The sequence below is a fragment of the Amycolatopsis albispora genome (genome assembly GCF_003312875.1).
Lineage (GTDB): Bacteria > Actinomycetota > Actinomycetes > Mycobacteriales > Pseudonocardiaceae > Amycolatopsis > Amycolatopsis albispora.
In genome coordinates, this window is the sequence record NZ_CP015163.1 from 3,800,546 (window position 1) to 3,818,518 (window position 17,973).

Consider the following 17,973-nt stretch of genomic DNA (forward strand, 5'->3'; position numbering starts at 1 on the left):
CACAGGTGCGCGACGGCAAGGCACCTGCTACGAGGAACTGGTCGCCATTCACGGAGCACTCGGATCCGACGGCCCCTTCCACTCTTCTCCCTCATCTCCGCGCTCATACGCTCTATCCAGAGGCCGACTTTCAGAAAGTAATCTCTCTAGCATTTCGCGGGCCGCCTTGCGCGCTGAAGCGGACGAGCCCATATCCATCGCCGCCTTCTGCGCAACACGAATACGCCGCTCACGACTCAACCTGACAAGCCCTTTTGTAAGGCGCTCGAAGTAGTGCACGAGCAGCGCCACTGTTATGAGAAAAATCCATAATATCGCATTGCCAGCGAACTTGTCTATCGCCGAAATCAATTGGTGTGGAATTCCGGTCATGTGTGCTCGACTCTCTTGCTAATGGACCGGAAGAGAATCGACGTACGGAGCTAGGAAACCACACGCACTATCTCACCGGAGACCAAGGGAAAGGTTCCTTGTTCTATCGGCGAGATGCCGGGGGCACGAGGCGCTCTCCCCGACCGGGGGACTACGTGCCCAGGAGGGTCGCACACACGCGAGACGATCCGCTCCTCACGAACGGTCACCATCAGAGCAGCTCGCGACTGACGCGACGAGTCGGCGCGGCGCCCCAACGCCGTCAATCGCTCCAAGAAGCGCATCAACGTCTCCTGCGGACCGAGCCACTGCAACTTCCACTTATCGACCTTGCCTGCCCGGCGTTCGAACCGGAGCCTGAGAGCCGAAAGTCTATGCGAGCCGTCGAGCAGGAAATAGGGACGACACAGCCGCGCGTCAAGAAGAGAAGGGCCCACTGGGCAATCCGCCGAGGGAAGCGTCTCTCTCTCAACCACGGACCAAACACGCAGCGACTCAATCGGCTGATCCCACTGAGTCGCAAACACTGCGAGCAGCGATTGAACCTGGCCCAGCGACCAGAAGTAACCCCTTTGAAACTCAGGGACGATGAATTCATCAACCGAGAGCTGACCGATCTCTTTAAAAGAGAACCCCGATGCGGCCGCAGTCACATTGGATAGATTGCGGTTTAGGGCCACGATTTGTCGTGGAGCAAAATCTGCGTCAGAGTCGACCGGGCTTGCCACGGCGGCATTGGTTCCCGACGACAGGCCGCCTCGAACAAGCGAGGCGTCCTTGAAGCCGGTCTGCACCATGAAGGCAAGTGTGGCATGCTCGACGCGAATAAGCTACAGCAAGTTGCCGAGACGCCGAACTGAACCCCTTTCGCACCTGAGCAAGCTTGCGCTCAACCCACCACAGCTGTTGGTACGGCTAGCGTTCATTGGCGGCTGAACACCCTAGACCGGATCAGTGGGCGTTACATGCTAAGTGCAAGTAACGCCCCAATCCTAGCGCTTGGCCACGCTCGGCTACGAAGGGTGGGCGATGCCTTCTTCGATGGCCAGCCTGGTCAGTTCCGGGCGCCGCCGCCGTCCCGTTTTGTCGCGGATCCGGTCCAGGTAGGAGCGCACGGTCCGCACGCTGATCGACATCGCCTCGGCGATGTCCTGGTCCCGCTCCCCCGCCGCGACCAGCGAAAGCACCTGCCGCTCGCGCTCGGACAGCACCAGTTTCGGCCCGGCGTTGCGGTCACGCGTGGAGTTCAGCACGAACGAAGCCAGCGTCGGCGAGACGTACGAGTTGCCCGAAGCGATTTCCCGGATCGCGCGCAGGATCTCCTCGCCGTCGGCGTCCTTCGACAGGTAGCCGCGCGCGCCCGCCGAGATCGCGCCCAGCACCTCCGACTGCCCCGCGTGCGCCGAGACCACCAGCACCTTGTGCCCCATGCCGACGACCTCCATCACCGCGGCGGCATCGGCGATCCCGCGCAGCTTCAGGTCCAGCACCACCACGCTGCCCGCGGGCTGGCGGCACACCGCGAAGCGCGCCACCGAGTCGGCGACCGCGCCCAGCTCGATGTCCTCCGCCTCCTCGAGCACCCTCGCCACGGCAGCGCGGTACAGCGGGTGGTCCTCGATCACCCCGACCCTGATCGCCTGCGTGCTGACCACTGCTCGCCTCACCCCAGTTCACCCGAATCCGGCGGCCGCCGCCGGGTCCAGCGCGGGCCCGCTCGGCACCAGCGCGAGCAGGCCGGCGGACACCGGCAGCTTAGCTACTGCACCATAACCCAGTGCGGCCAGCGCTTCACCGCTCGCGACGGGGTACTTCGTCCCGAGATCGGTGACCACGTACACCGTGCCCGACGGCTGCTCGGCCAGCACGGCCCCGCCGGACGGCGGCACGTAGACCTCGTCGGCGGTCCGGCCGTCCCGCGCGGCGACCGGCTGCATGCGCGCGCCGCCGGGCAGCGGCACGTTCGCCCCGATGGTCACCTTCGCCGTGGCTGAGCCGTCGCCTTCGACGCAGACCGCCACGGTGTCGCCGTTGACCTCGACCGCCACCGGGATGCGGTCCGGATAACCCGCCGGATCGGCGCCACCGGCGGTACCGGCGTCCGCGGCCAGTCCCGTCGCGGCGACGTCGGCGGCGGAAACCTCGATGGTCTGCCCGCCCCCGCTGGACACCTGCGCCGCGGCGTTCGCCGGCGCCTGCATGATCAGCGCGGCCTCGGTCTGCGTGATCGGCGCGAGCCCGTCGGCACGCACCAGGTAGTACCCGGCGGGGTCGGTGCCCGCGACGCTGAGCACCTGGCCGATCTCGGTGTCGCGCCCGCCGACCCGCGGCCCCTTGCGCCCGGCCCCGTCCACTTCGACGAAGTCCAGATCACGGCCCGCGGGCACGGTGTCCAGCCAGCGGCTCGACACCACGATCGGCACGCGGCGGTCGTACCCGAGCGCGGCACCGGCTTCCGAGCTGAGCCGGAACCGGTGCCCGCCGCTGAGCACAAAGCGCTCCCCGCCCGGAAGGCGGACCAGCAGGCCTTCACCGGCCGCGAGCGGACGTCCGGTCGAGGTGGCGCCGAGCAGCACCGAGGTGGCCGGTTCGGCGTCGGCGGGCTGGTCGCGGCTGGTGCGGGAACAGGAAATCCACGGACTGGTCAGCAGTCTTTCCTTGCCCGGCAAGGAATCCGGAGCGCCGGGAATGCCGACACGGGCGCCACGCCCGGCTTTCGCCAGGTTCTTCGCCGGGACCTTCACCGTGGCCGAACCGTCGCCGCCCGCCAGCAACCGCGCGGACGCGTAGTTGAGCACCGGATGCAGCGTGCCGTCCTGGCCGAGGATGAACCGCGCGCCCGTCTCCTCTTCGACGATCACCTTGCCGCCCGACAGCCAGTCCTTGCCACCGGAGGGTTTGAGCAGGCCGATCACGCCGAACACCGCGGTGATCAGCAACGCCACCGCGACCCCGATCACGGTGCCGAGCACCAGCCTGCGCCCCGGTGACACCGGGTGGTTGGCGTCGGCCGACACGAGTGCCGAAACCAGCCGGCGGCGCAGGAACTGGTACGCCTGGATCTGGTCCCGCTGAGTCCACACCGGTTGTTACCCCCGAAGGAAGAAGGCCGAGCGCCGGGCCCAATGCTAGGTACGAATGCACTCGCCGATGTGGGCAATTTTTCCGGCAGCGCCACGTTCTGTGTCCGGATACCGTTACGCAGGGGAGCTTGAGAGGGGCCATCCTGTGTCGTTGACTTCGCCTGCCCCCTGGCAGAGCCGGTCCGCCGTGCCGCTGCCCGCCGGTGGCCGCGAGCGTGGCTCGATCGCCGATCCCGCCGTCGCACCGTGGATCCTGCCGATCCGCGCGCGGCAGGTGGCGGTCTGGGAGGTGGCCGCGCTCGGCGCGCTGGCCGCGTACGGCTTCGGCGACGGCTTCACCGCGCTGACCATCACCGCGATCGCGGTGGCCACGCTGGTCATCCTGGGCACGTCGGTGCGGTTCACCGGGCGGCACCTGGCGGGCTGGCTGTGGACCTGGCTCACCTTCCGCCTGCGCCAGCACGACGACCGCCGCGCCGGGGCCGGGCCGCTGCACTCGCTGGTCGGCGAGTACCCGATCCGGCAGCACACCGACCGCGCCGGCAACCGGCTGGGCATCGTCGGCGTCGGCGACGGCTGGACGTCGGTGGTCCGGCTGACCGGCGGCGGGCTGCCCGCGGTCGGCACCCTGCTCGACGTGCTCGGCGCGACCTACCGCCGGGCCGATCTCCCGCTGGACAGCGCGCAGCTGGTGGTCTGGACAGCGCCGCGGCCGGGGCGGCAGCCGCTGCGGGTGTGCTGGCTGGCCGTGCGTTACCGGCCCGCCGACGCGCCGATCGCCGCGCTGGCCAGGGGTGGCGGTGAACTCGGCGCCCTGCGCACCACGGCGAGCGCGGCGCTGGGCTTGGCGGGCGCACTGGCCGACGTCGGCTACGAGAGCACCGTGCTGGAGGCGGGCGAACTCGCCGAGGAACTGCGCGTCGCGCTCGGCGCGGAACCGGATTTTGGTGGGGTGCAAGAGGTTCCGGAGTTCACCGACGGCTGGCGCTGGTGGTCGGCCGGCACCGGCGACGGCCGCATCCGGCAGTCGTGCTTCCGGCCGCTGTCCGATCGGGACCTACCGAAGCTGGTCACCGGGCACGTGCCGACCGCGGCCTTCACCACCGTGTCGTACACGCTGAGCCGGACGGCCGCGGGCCGGGAACGCGCCGAGGTGACCGTGCGGGTGGGCACGCGCGGCGCGGCCGAGCCGCCGACCGGTTCGCCCACGTTGTGCGGGGTGCCGCTGGTCGCGGTGAACGGACGACACGCCGAGCACGTGCGCCGCTCGCTCCCGCTGGCCCTGCCGTAGCGATGTCACGAATGTGGCTTTCGAGACGTCTGGCGTCTCGAAAGCCACATTCGTGACATCGGCGCTAACCCCGGACTGCTTCGTAGACGCCGATGATCACGCCCGCGATCGGCACCAGCGAAAGCAGCGCGAGGAATTCGATGATGTCCATCAGGCGCGACCAGTACGGCGACCGGTGTCCCTTGGCCACGCGCGCGGCGTAGACCAGGCAGACCACCGCGGCCAGCGCCACGGCCAGCCCGGCGGCGAAAACCAGCGAGCGGTCGCCCTGCAGGCCGAGCCAGATCCCGGCGCAGGCCAGCGAAGCGAGGCCGTACCCGATCAGCACCAGCCGCTGCGGGCCACCGGCGTACGACCGCGACCGCAGCACCCAGGCGAGCCCGAGCAACGCGGTCAGCCCGGCCTCCCACGCGCCGCCGTTCCACACCAGCACCACCGAGCAGCCGAGCACCACGCTGCCCAGCGCGACCAGCAATCCGGTGAGCAGGCGTTGCGCGTACGCGGTCTGCCCCGCCATCGCCTCACCCAGCGAAGGGCGTTCGTCGGCGCGGAAGGAGGCCATGTCGTCGGGGACCCGCGGGAGCGGCAGCCTGCCGAGCCGCAGCGCGAGCATCGGCGCGAAGGCGGCCATCGCGGTGGCGAGCACCGCCAACACGGACGCCGCGCTGACCGGCCGGACCCCGGTCAGCAGCACGATCCCGGCGGCGGGCGCGGCGAGCACGGCGGACACGGTGACCGCGACGAACCACGGCAGCCGGTCGGCCACCGTCACCGCGGACAGCGCGCCGAACACCGCCACCGCCGCGAGCCCGGTGCCCAGCGGACCGGCGTCGAGCGAGAACAGCGGGTGCGGCGGGAACGCCGACACCCCGCCGAGCAGCGCGGCGCCGATCCCGGCGAGCGCCGCCGCCGCACCGGCCTGCGCGTCCCCGTAGGCGCGGCTGAGCGCGCCGCCGCCGAGCAGCAATACCAGCGCGAGCAGACCGCAGCCGATGGGCGCGAACATCGTGCCCGCGAAACTGGTCTGGACCAGCACGGCGGCGCCGAGCAGCAGCACCACCGCGGCCGCGATCCCGGTGCGGCGGGCCAGGTCCGCGCCCCATTCGCGGTCGGACTCGCTCGCGCTGGCGATCGAATCCACCACGTCGTCGAACAGCAGCGGCGCACGCGGGCGTTCCCGCGGGCTCAGGTAGAGCACTTCGCCGTCACGCATCCCGGCGGCGGCGACGGTCAGCCCCGGCGCCAGCGGCGCGCCGCCGAGCCGGGACAGCACCCAGCCGGGGTGCTCCGGGGTGGCCTGGCCGTCGGCCCCGGCCAGCCGGACCAGCTGCGGCACCAGCTCGGCGAGCGTGCTCTGCGGTGGCAGCGCCACGTCCACCCTGGCGAGCGGGGTCACCACGGTGACGCGGCGGGTGGTGGTACCGGAGGTGACGGTCTCGGTCACTGCTGCGCGGCCCCCGCGGCTTCGATCACCGGCGCGAACTTCGCCCGGCTGGCTTCACCGAGCTTGGTCAGCCCGTTGTTGACCGCCTCGAGCACGATCTCACCCAGTTCCCTGGCCGGGAAGCGGCGCACGGCATCGGGATCGATGTTGATGTCGGTGAACCGGCCGTCACCGCGCAGGGTGGCGACCACCTCGTTGCCGCGCGAGTAGCCCTTCACCTCCAGCTGCTCCACCGACCGCTGGATCCGCTGTACCTGCTCGGTCTGCGCGCGGACCTCCTCCAGCAGCGCGTTCATGTCCGGGACCTGGTACGGATCGCTCATCTGCTTCCCTCTCAGCGGTCGACCGACACGGTGCCGTCGGCGTCGATGTCGATGTGCTGCTCGTATTCCTTGCCGTCCACGGTGAACTCGAGGTCGAGTTCGATGTCGCGGCCCATCGGCACCTCGATCGAGGTGGCCACGTCGCCCTGCTCGGTGCGGATGACGATCTCTTCGCCGCCCTGGTCACCCGGCGCGGGCGCGGGCAGGGTCTGCCCCGGCACCGCGTTCGACGGCGGGTCGACCGGGATCCACGCGTTGCGCGGGTCGATCAGCCCGGGGGCGAGCGAGCCACCGGCGGTGCCCCCACCGCCGGCGGCCCATTCCCAGGGCGACTGGCCCTGGTTGCCGGTGAACCCGCTCAGCGCGGGCGGCAGGTAGTTGGTGAACCCGCCCGGTGCCGTGCTCCCGCCGAAACCACCGCCGAAACCACCGCCGCTGCCGTAACCACCGCCGTAGCCGCCACCGGTGCCGCCGCCGTAACCGCTGCCGCCGTAGCCCGCGACCTGCTGGCCGGACGGGCTGGCCACCTGCGCCGGGGCCTGCGGCGCGGTGACCGGGGTCCCGCTGACCCCACCGGTGTTCAGCGCCGCGCCGGATTCCTTGTCACCGCCGCCGAACAGCTTCTCGATCTCACCGATGATGGTGACCAGCTGGCTGATCTGGCTGGCCAGATCCACCACGCCGAGGGTCTTGAGCAGCGCCGCGATGGCCTGGATGAAGCCCTTCAGCGAGGCGCTCGTCGCGGTCGACAGCGCCACCGCGGCACCGTAGGTCCACGGGTTCGACATCAGCGACGCGACCGTCGGATTCACCGCGGAAACCACCGACCGGTACGCCTGCTGCGCGGTCTGGACCAGCGTGCCGGAAATGCCGAGCAGGTCCGCGCCTCTGCGCACCACGTCGATGATCTTGTTCAGCGAAGCCAGCGAATCGGCGATCTTCTTCAGCGCGGATTCGCTGGCCCCGCCCTCCCACACCTTTTCCAGCTGCTTGGCCGCCCCGGCGAACTCGTTGAGCAGCGTGGCGAATTCGGTCGCCTTCTTCAGCAGTTCACCGACGTGCTTGGCGATCTGCTCCGGGGACCCGGAAACGATCTGCGGCAGAATGGTGATCGGCCCGCCGGAAGAAGCGGTCGCGTCCATCGCGCTGGAGTTCGGGAAATACACTGCACACCTCTTCTTCGAGACACGAGCCGGAAACGGGTTCAGGCGAACGCCGGTCGATAGACGCTCACTTTCGACGGCCCGTGGACACCGGAGTCCACCAGGCCGTGGTTGTACAGCTGGCCGTTGTCGCCCGCGACGCCGATCACCGAATCCGCGACGATGACCACGTCACCACCACGCACCCCGCCGGGTACGTCGCGCAGGTCGCGCGCGGTGCCCGAGTACACCTCGATCACCCCGACGCTGGCCTGGTTGTCCGCGTTGCCTTCGAGCCAGGCGTTGAACTGGGCGGGATCGTCGAAGCGCGGGCCCGGCCCGGCGAGCCCGGCCTGTTCCATATAGCGCAACACGTTGCCCACGGAGCCCGGTTCACCACCGGCACCGGCGCTGTCGCGCACCGCGCAGACCGCCAGCTCGGCCGCCACCGGTGTGCCCCAGATCGCCGGGCCCGCCGCCGCCTGCGGCTTGCCGCCGTAGCCGGCCGCGGCCGCCTCGTCGGCGGCCTGGTAGTCGTCGGCGCACCTGCGCACCAGGTCGTTCACTTCCTGCATGAGGGAGAGCAGCGTGCGGACCGCGGAAACCTGCTGCTGCTGCAGGGCCGCACCGGCCGCGGCCACGGCGTCGCCGATGCCGGCGAAGGAAGCACTGGGCACCTCGAGCCGTTCGAGGTCGCCGACGGAGTTCACCCCGCGCATGATGATCCCGCCGACGTTGCCCGCCGCCGATCTCATCGCCTCGGGCTCGGCCCGGAACTCCTGGCTGCCGCCCATCACCCTCCCTTCCACCGGTCGCGACCAGCGTAAGGACGGCCGAGAAGGGCGACGGACGGCAAAAGTACCCACCGTGACCGCCCGGCGAGTGGCCAAAATGAGCGGCAAAGTACCCACACGTACCAAGGGGAACGGCGTTAGATGACCCTGGCCAGAGACCGGTTGCCCCTGGCGGGTGAGCAGCCGGGCGAGATCGTCCTGCAGTCCCCGCCGATGCTGCCGAAGGGCGGCAGCGGTGGCGCGCTCCAGCTGATGTTGTTCCTGCCGATGATGCTCGGCATGGGCGCCATGTCGTTCGTCTACATCGGACGCGACGGCGGCGCGATGACCTGGGTGTTCGGCGCCCTGTTCATCACCGCGATGGGCGGCATGATCGTGATGTCGCTGGCCAGGGGCGGGCAGCAGAAGAAGGCGCAGATCAACGAGGAGCGCCGCGACTACCAGCGTTACCTGGCCGGGCTGCGCGGGCAGGTGCGGGACATCGCCGGCAACCAGCGCTCGGCGATGATCTCGCAGCAGCCGGAGCCGGCGGACCTGTGGGCCTACGTCACCAGCGGCCGGATGTGGGACCGGCGGCGCCACGACGGCCACTTCGGGCAGGTGCGGGTCGGCACCGGCCCGCAGCGGCTGATGACCCCGCTCAAGGCCCCGCAGACGGTGCCGCTGGAGGACCTCGACCCGGTGTCGTCGACCAGCCTGCGGCACTTCATCCGCACCTATTCCACGGTGGACGGCCTGCCGGTGGCCATCTCGCTGCGCTCCTTCGCCACCGTCTCGGTGAGCGGGCGCCGCGGTGAGGTGCTCGACCTGGCCAGGGCGGTGCTGGCCCAGCTGGCCACCTTCCACTCGCCGAACGACCTGCGCATCGCCCTGTGCGCACCGGCGGAGCGCCAGGCCGAATGGGACTGGCTGAAATGGCTGCCGCACGCCGGTTCCGCCACCGGGACCGACGCCGCGGGCCCGGCGCGGCTGGTCGCGGAGAACCTGGCCGGGCTGGTCGACGCGCTCGGGCAGGACCTGGGCGAGCGCGCCGCGTTCACCCGCGCCGCCGGGCTGGGCCACGACCTGCCGCACATCGTGCTGGTGGTGGACGGCGGTGACACCGACGGCGACACCCGGCTGATGCCCCACGGCGGCAAGCACGGCATCACCGTGCTCGACGTCGGCGCCGAGGAACCCCGCGCGGTGCCCAGCGACCGCACGCTGTGCCTGCACACCGACCGCACCCGGCTCGGCATGCTGGTCGGCGAGGGCAGCGAACAGCAGCTCGGCTTTCTCGGCGTGCCGGACGGCCTCGACGCGGGCGCGGCCGAAGCGCTGGCCCGGCGGCTCACCCCGCTGCACCAGGTCGGCACCGTGGTCACCGGCGACAACCCGATGTCGTCCACCTTCGGCCTGGCCGGGCTGCTCGGCATCGGCGACCCGCGTGACGTGGACACCTCGGTCACCTGGGTGGCCAGGGCCGCCCGCGACCGGCTGCGGGTCCCGCTCGGCGTGGACCCCGAGGGGCGCCCGGTCGAGCTGGACCTCAAGGAGTCGGCCGAGGGCGGGATGGGGCCGCACGGGCTGGTCATCGGCGCCACCGGGTCCGGCAAGAGCGAGCTGCTGCGCACCCTGGTCACCGCGCTCGCGGTGACGCACTCGTCGGAACGGCTCAACCTGGCGCTGATCGACTTCAAGGGCGGCGCCACCTTCGCCGGGATGACCCACCTGCCGCACACCTGCGCGGTGATCACCAACCTGTCCGAGGAGCTGATCCTGGTCGACCGCATGGCCGACGCGATCAACGGCGAGGTGATCCGGCGGCAGGAACTGTTGCGCGCGGCGGGAAACTACGCCTCGGCACGCGACTACGAACGCGCTCGCGAGGCGGGCGCGAACCTCCGGCCGCTGCCTTCGCTGCTGGTGATCATCGACGAGTTCAGCGAGCTGCTGTCCGCCCGGCCGGAGTTCATCGACCTCTTTGTCTCCATCGGACGGCTGGGCCGCAGCCTGGGCATCCACCTGCTGCTGGCGTCCCAGCGACTGGAGGAAGGCCGCCTGCGCGGGCTGGACTCGCACCTGTCCTACCGGATCGGCCTGCGTACCTTCTCCGCCTCGGAAAGCCGTGCCGTGCTCGGGGTCGCCGACGCCTACCAGCTGCCGCCGGTGCCCGGCTCGGCGTATCTGAAGGCCGACACCGATTCGCTGATCCGCCTCAAGGCCGCCTACGTCTCCGGTGAGTTGCCACCGCGGCAGGTGGTGCGGGAGAAAGGCGCGCCGGCACAGCACATCGTGCCGTTCACGCTGGGCCCGGTCAGTCCTCCGGTGCCGGTCGAACCGGGCGAAGACGAGATCGTCTACGAGGAACCGAGCACCGGCGAGACCGTCATCGACGCCATGCTCTCACGACTCGACGGCCCCGCCGCACACCAGATCTGGCTGCCGCCACTGGCCGAACCGCCCACTTTGGACCAGCTGCTGCCGCCGCTCGGCGAGACACCGGAACGAGGCCTGCACCCGGTCGGCTGGGGCGGCAACGGGCGGCTGACCGTGCCGGTGGCGCTGGTGGACAAGCCGCTCGAACAACGCCGCGACCTGCTCTGGGCGGACTTCTCCGGCGCGGGCGGGCACGCGCTGGTGGTCGGCGCGCCGCAGACCGGGAAGAGCACGCTGCTGCGGGCGGTGGTCGGCGTGCTCGCGCTGACGCACACCCCGGCCGAGGCCCAGTTCTTCCTGCTGGACATGGGCGGTGGCGCGCTTTCACCGGTCGCCGGACTGCCGCACGTGTCCGGTTACGCCACCCGGCGCGACGCGCAGCGCTGCCGCCGCGTGGTCGCCGAGGTGACCACACTGCTCGAACAACGCGAGGAGTTCTTCGCCGCCAACGGAATCGAGTCGGCCGCGGAGTTCCGCGGCCGCCGCGCGGAGTTCGCCGAAAGCACCGACGGCCGTGAATTCGGCGACGTGTTCCTGGTGGTCGACGACTGGGCCACCGTGCGCAAGGACTACGAGCAGCTCGAAGAGCAGATCACCGCGCTCGCCGCGCGCGGACTCGGGTTCGGCATCCACGTGGTCATCTCGGCGAACACCTGGATGGGCGTGCGCGCGCAGCTGCGTGACGCCATCGGCACGCGGTTCGAACTGCGCCTCGGTGATCCCGGCGATTCGCTGATCGACCGCAAGGCGGCCCGCAACGTGCCCGCCGAGGCGCCGGGCCGCGGCATCACCGCGGACAAGCTGCACTTCCTCGGCGCGCTCCCCCGCGTCGACGGCGACCAGCGGGCCGCCACGATCGGCGTGGGCGCCACCGATCTGGTGCGCCGGATCAGCGAGTCGTGGCAGGGCGATCCGGCACCACAGGTCCGCCTGCTGCCCGCGCGCATCGAGCTGTCCGGGCTGCCACCGGCACCGCCGAAGCAGGTCACGCTCGGCGTCGCGGAGTCCACTTTGGAGCCCGTGTTGCTCGATTTCGGGGCGGATCCGCACTTTCTCGCGTTCGGCGACGTGGAATCCGGCAAGACGGCGCTGTTGCGCGTGATCGGGCAGGGCATCATGTCCGCCTATTCCGACGACGACGCCGCGATCATCGTCGCCGACTACCGGCGCGGCCTGCTCGACGCGGTCACCGGGCGGCACCTGCTCGGGTACGCGGGTTCGGCGCCCACGCTGACCGGGCTGATCAACGAGGTGGTGCAGGCGATGCGGTTGCGCCTGCCCGGCCCCGACGTGACCGCCGAGCAGCTTCGCAACCGGTCGTGGTGGACCGGGCCCGAGTTGTTCGTGCTCGTCGACGACTACGAGCTGGTGGCCACCGCGGGCAGCAATCCGTTGCTGCCGTTGCTGGAGTTCCTGCCGCAGGCCCGCGACATCGGGCTGCACCTGGTGATCGCCCGCGGCAGCGGTGGCGCCGGACGGGCCCTGTTCGAGCCGGTGGTGCAGCGCGTGCGCGAACTCGGCTCGCCGGGCCTGGTGATGTCCGGGTCCAAGGACGAGGGCCCGCTGATCGGCGACGTCAAGGCGGGCCCGCTGCCGCCCGGCCGCGGCACGCTGGTCAGCAGGCGGCTCGGCACCGGGCTGCTCCAGGTGGCCTGGACCCCGCCGGCGGACTGAAGGTCGTGGGTACAAGTACCGCCACCGCGACCGGCAGTTGTGCCGTTTGAACGTACTGGCGGCTTTTCTAGCGTGTGATTCGCACCGAGCCGGAGGAATTCCCGCTCTGGCTCTACCGGAGATCTTTCCCGCGAGTTGAGAGGAGGTGGCCAGCCCGTGAGCAGTGCCGGCTACCAGAGTGATGCCGCGGCCATGACGCGTGCGGTCCAGGGGTTCGAGGAGACCGCTTCTGGCGCCAAGACCACCATGGCCAGCTTGGAAGCGGAGCTGACCGAAACGCTGCGCAACTACAAGGGCGACCAGGCGGTGGCGTTCTGGGACCTGCAGCGCAGGCTGCAGGAGAAGATGGCGCTCGCCGTCCGCGAGCTGGACACCATGTCCAGCCTGGTCAACCAGAGCTTCCACAACTACGGCAGCGGTGACGCCGACGTGGCGCAGCAGTTGCACAGCGTCTCCAGCCTCGCCTCCGACGCCGGTGGCTCCGTGCTCGGCCGCCTGTCCGGCGCGAACTGACCAAGAGGGGAATCCGACATGGCCGACATGGTCGAAGTCAATTTCAACGCACTGCAGTTCAGCTCCGCCTCGCTGGCGGAGAAGGCCAAGCAGCTGACCGGTCAGCTGGAGGCGCTGCAGCAGAACCTGCAGCCCATCAAGGCCACCTGGTACGCGTCTGGCAGCTCCGCCGGCCAGGCCGCCGAAGCCTCCGAGACCCGGCTCCGCCAGGCCACCGCCGACATCGTCGCGATCATCGCGCAGTTCGGCGGCAAGGTGGGCGAGGCGCACGACCTGCAGTACGCGCTGGAAAACCGGAACACCAACTACTTCGCCGTGTGACCGGCGGAGTATCCCGGATGGCCGGTGCGAGCCAACCCCCACTCGCACCGGCCTTCCGGCCTGCCGTCCCCTGAGGTGAGAAGGAGAACGAGGGAGTCGGGATGCAAGACCGGTCGTACTACGTTCACCTGGAGTCCCTGACGGACTTCGCCAGGGAGCTGGAAATCCAGCTCGAGTGCATGACCAAGCCGAACGACTTCCTGCTCACGCTCGGCGGGGATCCGCTGCGGCTCGGGGAGTTCGGCGAAGCGAGTTCGCTGGCCGAAGCGCACCGCGCCGCGGTCGCCGAGATGCAGGGACTGCTCGACCAGGTCAAGGGCGCGATCACCTTCGCGCAGGAGGTCACGCACACCGTGGCCGAGGGTTACCAGCAGGCCGACCAGAGCGTGGCCACCGATCTGCACGTCACCGCGGGCAACGTGGTCGGCGGCATCGTCGCCGGTCTCGGCAACCTGCTCGGCGGCGGTGACGGCAAGGGGGCCAAGGGATGACCGCGCGCACCAACTTCGGCTCGTTCAGCCACCAGCAGCTCTACGCGATGCTGCACGCCGGGGACGCCGGCGGCGCCCGCGCGGCGGCGGAGAAGTGGCGGGCGGCCGGGTTCGGCCTGTTCGAGCAGGCCGACAACCTGATGTCGCAGCTGACCGAGTTCGACGGCCACTGGACCGGTGGCGCCGCCGACAAGTACAAGATCATGATCGACGACCTGGTCGGCGGCATCCGCAAGGTCGGGCAGACCGCGGTCGCCATGCGGCACCTGCTCGAGGACGCGGCCGACGAGCTGGACACCGCGAAGGCCGAGATGCCAGCACCGGTGACCGTGCCGGAGGTCTCGCCCGCGGACCTGTCGCTGGCGGTGAACCCCCCGCTGCTGCCCGCGGACGCCTCGCCGGAACTGGTGCAGGCCGCGGCCCAGCGCCGCGCGGCCGCGATCGGCAACGTCGAGGCGCAGCAGCAGGCGTCGAACGTGGCGAACGCCGCGCACAGCAAGGCGATCCAGGTGATGACCGATCTGGCTGGCGACTACACCGCCGCCGAGGAGGCCATCCCGGCTTCGCCGAACGCGGCCGTGCCGCCCGCGCTGACGCCCCCGGCGGGTGGTGCCAGTGGCGGTGGTGGCGCACCGGTGGCCCCGCCGCCGCCCGGTGGGGTTTCGGTGGTGCCGGGTGCCCCGCAGACCCTGCCCGGTGACGGCACGCAGCCGGTGCCGCCGTCGTCCGATCCGGCCAAGCCGCCGTCCAGCCCGCTGTTCGGCAACATGTTCACCGCCGGGCTGGCCGCCGCTTCGGCCGCGGCCTTCGGCCGGTTCGGTTCGATCATGCCGAAGGTGCCGCCGTGGGCCGGTGGCAAGAAGGACGGCAAGGACGGCGAGAAGCCGCCCGGCGAGGGCACCGGCAAGCTCGGTGACGGGTTCGGCGGTGGTGCCGGTGGTGGCGTGCCGATCGGTGGTGGCAGCGTCGGCGGAGTCGGCGGCATCGGTGGTGGCGGGATCGGCGGGGTCGGCGGGGTGGACGTCGGCGGGGTCGGTGACGGCGCGGCCGCCGCGCCGGGCATGGCCGGTTCGGGTGCCGCCGCCAACGGCCTGTCCGGGCTGGCCGGTGGTGCCGCCGGAGCGGCCGGTGCCGCCGCGGCGAAGGGCATGATGCCGATGATGCCGTTCATGCCGATGGGCATGGGCGCCGGCGACATGGGCTCCGGCAGGCGGATTCCGCCGTGGCTGGTGGAAACCGAGGACGTGTGGGGTGAGTCGTCGGTGGTCGCGCCTTCGGTGATCGGCGAGGAGCCGGACGACCGGCGGTAGGCGGGGTACGGTGGCCTGGTGCAGCCAAGGCCATACGTACTGCTGTCGGTAGCCGCCTCGCTCGACGGGTGCATCGACGACACCAGCGCCACCCGGCTCGTGCTGTCCGATGAGGACGATTTCGACCGGGTGGACGCCGAGCGGGCGGCTGCCGACGCCATCCTGGTCGGCGCGGGCACGATCCGCGCCGACAACCCGCGCCTCCTGGTCCGCTCCGCCGCCCGCCGGGAGGCCCGGGTGGCCGCGGGCCGGAGCGCTTCCCCGGTGAAGGTGACGTTCACGCGGACCGGTTCGCTGGATCCGTCCTCGAATTTCTTCACCACCGGGGATGTCGAGAAACTGGTCTACGCGCCCGATTCGGTGGTCGCGGAGCTTTCCGCTTCGCTGGGTCCCGCGGCGACGGTGGTCGGGGTTTCGGGGCTGAGCAGTTTGCTCGAGGATCTGCATTCCCGCGGTGTCGGCCGGTTGATGGTCGAAGGCGGCGGGCACATCCACACCCAGTTCCTCGCCGCGGACGTGGTGGACGAAATCCACCTGGTCTACGCGCCCTTTTTTGTCGGTGAAGCCGAGGCGCCGCGCTTTGTGCACCCCGCGGTTTTCCCGCAGTCACCGGCGCGGCCGATGACGCTTTCCGAAGTCCGCCGGATCGGGGATCTTGTGCTGCTCAAGTACCTGGTGGGCCGTCATGGATGATCGTGAACTGCTCGCCAAGGCCATCGCACTGGGTGACAAGTGCCCGCCGTCGAGCACCTTCCGTGTGGGCGCGGTGATCACCGACGCCGACGGGACCGTGCTCGCGACCGGCTATTCCGGCGAAACCGACCCGCACGACCACGCCGAAGAAGCCGCACTGGCCAAATTGGACTCAGCCGATCCGCGGCTGGCGGGTGCCACGATGTACACGTCGCTGGAGCCGTGCAGCACGCGCGCTTCGCGGCCGAAGACGTGCACCACGCTCATCCTGGAGTCGGGCATTCCGCGGGTGGTCTTCGCCTGGCGGGAACCCGCCGTTTTTGTCGACTGCGTCGGGGCGGAAACGCTGGCCGCCGCGGGCCGCACGGTCATCGAACTCCCCGAACTGGCCGACGCGGTCCGGGCCACGAACGCGCACCTCCGGTGAGGGGAATTCGGTTGCGTGCAAGCACGCGCTGGGTATCGTCCGCTGGGTGCGTACCAAGCTTCGCCGCGGGTTGACCGACGCGATCAAGGGCAAGGACCGGGTGGCCGTTTCGGCGATCCGGTCGGCGCTCGCGGCCATCGACAACTCCGAGGCGCCTTCCGTGGAGCACCAGGCCCTCCCCGTCGCCGGGGTCGGCTCGACCGAGATCGACCGCCTCGAACTGACCGACGCCGACGTCCAGGCGATCGTCGAAGCCGAGGTCCGGCAGCGCACCGAGGCCGCCGACGAATACGCGCAACTGGGCCGGGACGACCAGGCCACCCGCCTCCGCGCCGAAGCCGAGGTCCTCCGGCGCTACCTCCCCGATTCCTGACCCGCGCAACGCCCGCCCGATGTCACGAATGTGGCTTTCGAGACGCCAAACGTCTCGAATGTGGCTTTCGTGACACCTCCGGGTCAGGTGCGTCGGCCTGGGCGCCAGGCTCGGGTCCGGCCTCGCCGGAAGGTGGCCACCACCAGGCCCACCAAGGCCGCCACGCCGACCCCCGCGATCGCGATCACGCCCGCCGCCTCGTTCACCGGGGGCCGGGCGGGGGCGGCCGCCGGCACGATGGTGCCCGCGACCGGGGGCGGCGGCGGGCCGCCCGGGGCGACCGCGTCGGGTGGGATGTCGGCGGAGACCGCGCTGTACGCGTCCACCAGACCCCAGCCCCGCCGCGGGTCGTGCGTGCCACCCGGCGGGCGGTTCGCGGTCAGCGTCAGCCGGGTGACCACCTGGTCGGGGGTCAGTTCCGGCCGGTAAGCCCGCAGCAACGCCGCCGCGCCCGCCACGTACGCGGCCGCCATCGACGGGTCGGTCACCGGCCACCGGTGCGCGAGCTTTCCTTGTCCCCCAGCCGAAACGCTGACCAGCTCGGCCCCCGGCGCGGACAGCGAGAGGTGCCTGCCCGCCTCCCGCTGCACCGGCTGCATCTGCTCGTTCAGCGACCCCACCGCGAGCACACCCGGCGTCGCCGTCGGATAGGTGACGGCACCGTCCTCCTTCGCCGACGCCGCCGAGATCACCACCGAACCGCGGCGCCGCGCGTCGTTCACCGCGGCGGTCAGCGCGGGCGAGTCCACCGGCGACGGCACGGCGACCAGGATGACGCCCGCCTTCGCCTCCACCGCGGTGATGATCGCCGCGGCCAGCGCGTCCGGATCGGCGCCGTCCGCGGCGTTGCCGCCCGGCCGCAGGTACCGCACCGGCAGCACCTTGGCCCCGGGCGCGACGCCCGCGAAGGTGGTTGACCGGTGCTGCTTCGCCGCGACGATGCCCGCGGCGACCGTGCCGCGCCCGTCGCAGTCCGGCGCCGGAGCCGTCGCGCCCGCGCCGATGCCGCGCACCGGCATCACCTGGTCGGGCCCGAACTGCGCGTTGGCGGCGTCCACCCCGGTCCCGATCACCGCGACGAGCTGGCCGGAACCGTCGGTCAGCGGCCACACCCGCGACGCGTCCACCACCCGCTGGCCCCACGGCACCGCACCGGCATAGCTGCCGGACGGGTTCGCACACGTGTTTTGCGGGGGCGGCGCCGAAGGCTGGGCCGCCGCGCCGGGAACGAGCACCGCCGACGCCACCAGGACGGCCGGCACCGCACTCCACCACCTCACGCGGCGACCCTAAGCCGCGCGACC

18 protein-coding genes are annotated in these 17,973 nt (G+C 71.0%); 9 read left to right on the forward strand and 9 right to left on the reverse strand.

Annotation, left to right across the window (positions count from 1 at the left end):
• Positions 1-48 precede the first annotated feature (48 nt).
• The 4 genes from A4R43_RS42790 to eccB form a co-directional block, all read right to left on the reverse strand.
• On the reverse strand, positions 49-372 hold the full coding sequence (locus A4R43_RS42790; protein WP_162788506.1) for a hypothetical protein: 324 nt from the start codon (positions 370-372) through the stop codon (positions 49-51).
• A gap of 50 nt (positions 373-422) precedes the next feature.
• Positions 423-1,169, reverse strand: a complete 747-nt coding sequence (locus A4R43_RS17635) for a DUF262 domain-containing protein (protein WP_113693333.1) — start codon at positions 1,167-1,169, stop codon at positions 423-425.
• A gap of 216 nt (positions 1,170-1,385) precedes the next feature.
• Positions 1,386-2,039, reverse strand: a complete 654-nt coding sequence (locus tag A4R43_RS17640) for a LuxR C-terminal-related transcriptional regulator (protein ID WP_236809094.1) — start codon at positions 2,037-2,039, stop codon at positions 1,386-1,388.
• A gap of 6 nt (positions 2,040-2,045) precedes the next feature.
• Positions 2,046-3,455: a type VII secretion protein EccB gene (gene eccB / locus A4R43_RS17645; protein ID WP_113693335.1), complete on the reverse strand. Its 1,410-nt coding sequence runs from the start codon at positions 3,453-3,455 to the stop codon at positions 2,046-2,048.
• Between the two features lie 145 nt (positions 3,456-3,600).
• Between eccB and A4R43_RS17650 the strand changes: the two genes are divergently transcribed.
• Positions 3,601-4,746: a type VII secretion protein EccE gene (locus A4R43_RS17650; RefSeq protein ID WP_418190829.1), complete on the forward strand. Its 1,146-nt coding sequence runs from the start codon at positions 3,601-3,603 to the stop codon at positions 4,744-4,746.
• Between the two features lie 64 nt (positions 4,747-4,810).
• Here the strand turns inward: A4R43_RS17650 and eccD are convergent, their stop codons facing one another.
• The 4 genes from eccD to A4R43_RS17670 are packed head-to-tail and all read right to left on the reverse strand — an operon-like array spanning position 4,811 to position 8,449.
• Complete coding sequence (eccD, locus tag A4R43_RS17655; protein ID WP_113693336.1) at positions 4,811-6,190, reverse strand: type VII secretion integral membrane protein EccD; 1,380 nt, start codon at positions 6,188-6,190, stop codon at positions 4,811-4,813.
• The gene (locus A4R43_RS17660; protein WP_113693337.1) at positions 6,187-6,513 is read right to left on the reverse strand and encodes a YbaB/EbfC family nucleoid-associated protein; all 327 of its coding nucleotides are present in this window, start codon (positions 6,511-6,513) and stop codon (positions 6,187-6,189) included. The genes eccD and A4R43_RS17660 overlap by 4 nt, the downstream gene beginning before the upstream one ends.
• Before the next feature lie 11 nt (positions 6,514-6,524).
• Positions 6,525-7,679: a WXG100 family type VII secretion target gene (locus A4R43_RS17665; protein WP_236809096.1), complete on the reverse strand. Its 1,155-nt coding sequence runs from the start codon at positions 7,677-7,679 to the stop codon at positions 6,525-6,527.
• Between the two features lie 38 nt (positions 7,680-7,717).
• A complete protein-coding gene (locus A4R43_RS17670; protein WP_113693338.1) occupies positions 7,718-8,449 on the reverse strand; it encodes a WXG100 family type VII secretion target in 732 nt (243 codons plus the stop codon).
• A gap of 141 nt (positions 8,450-8,590) precedes the next feature.
• Between A4R43_RS17670 and eccCa the strand changes: the two genes are divergently transcribed.
• From eccCa to A4R43_RS17710, 8 genes are all read left to right on the forward strand, one after another.
• Complete coding sequence (gene eccCa, locus A4R43_RS17675) at positions 8,591-12,541, forward strand: type VII secretion protein EccCa (protein ID WP_162788507.1); 3,951 nt, start codon at positions 8,591-8,593, stop codon at positions 12,539-12,541.
• Between the two features lie 156 nt (positions 12,542-12,697).
• Entirely contained in the window at positions 12,698-13,054 is a 357-nt protein-coding gene (locus A4R43_RS17680) for a WXG100 family type VII secretion target (protein WP_205215361.1), read from the forward strand.
• An 18-nt stretch (positions 13,055-13,072) separates the two neighbouring features.
• A complete protein-coding gene (locus A4R43_RS17685; protein WP_113693339.1) occupies positions 13,073-13,375 on the forward strand; it encodes a hypothetical protein in 303 nt (100 codons plus the stop codon).
• A gap of 101 nt (positions 13,376-13,476) precedes the next feature.
• On the forward strand, positions 13,477-13,866 hold the full coding sequence (locus A4R43_RS17690; RefSeq protein ID WP_113693340.1) for a hypothetical protein: 390 nt from the start codon (positions 13,477-13,479) through the stop codon (positions 13,864-13,866).
• A complete protein-coding gene (locus A4R43_RS42795; RefSeq protein ID WP_162788508.1) occupies positions 13,863-15,176 on the forward strand; it encodes a WXG100 family type VII secretion target in 1,314 nt (437 codons plus the stop codon). The genes A4R43_RS17690 and A4R43_RS42795 overlap by 4 nt, the downstream gene beginning before the upstream one ends.
• An 18-nt stretch (positions 15,177-15,194) precedes the next feature.
• Positions 15,195-15,869: a RibD family protein gene (locus A4R43_RS44625; protein ID WP_113693341.1), complete on the forward strand. Its 675-nt coding sequence runs from the start codon at positions 15,195-15,197 to the stop codon at positions 15,867-15,869.
• Complete coding sequence (locus tag A4R43_RS44630) at positions 15,862-16,296, forward strand: deaminase (RefSeq protein ID WP_113693342.1); 435 nt, start codon at positions 15,862-15,864, stop codon at positions 16,294-16,296. Before A4R43_RS44625 ends, A4R43_RS44630 begins: the two co-directional genes overlap by 8 nt.
• A 46-nt stretch (positions 16,297-16,342) precedes the next feature.
• The gene (locus tag A4R43_RS17710; protein ID WP_113693343.1) at positions 16,343-16,669 is read left to right on the forward strand and encodes a GatB/YqeY domain-containing protein; all 327 of its coding nucleotides are present in this window, start codon (positions 16,343-16,345) and stop codon (positions 16,667-16,669) included.
• An 83-nt stretch (positions 16,670-16,752) separates the two neighbouring features.
• Here the strand turns inward: A4R43_RS17710 and A4R43_RS17715 are convergent, their stop codons facing one another.
• Positions 16,753-17,949 (reverse strand): S8 family serine peptidase, encoded by a 1,197-nt coding sequence (locus A4R43_RS17715; RefSeq protein WP_236809097.1) that lies wholly within the window; start codon positions 17,947-17,949, stop codon positions 16,753-16,755.
• Positions 17,950-17,973: the final 24 nt, after the last annotated feature.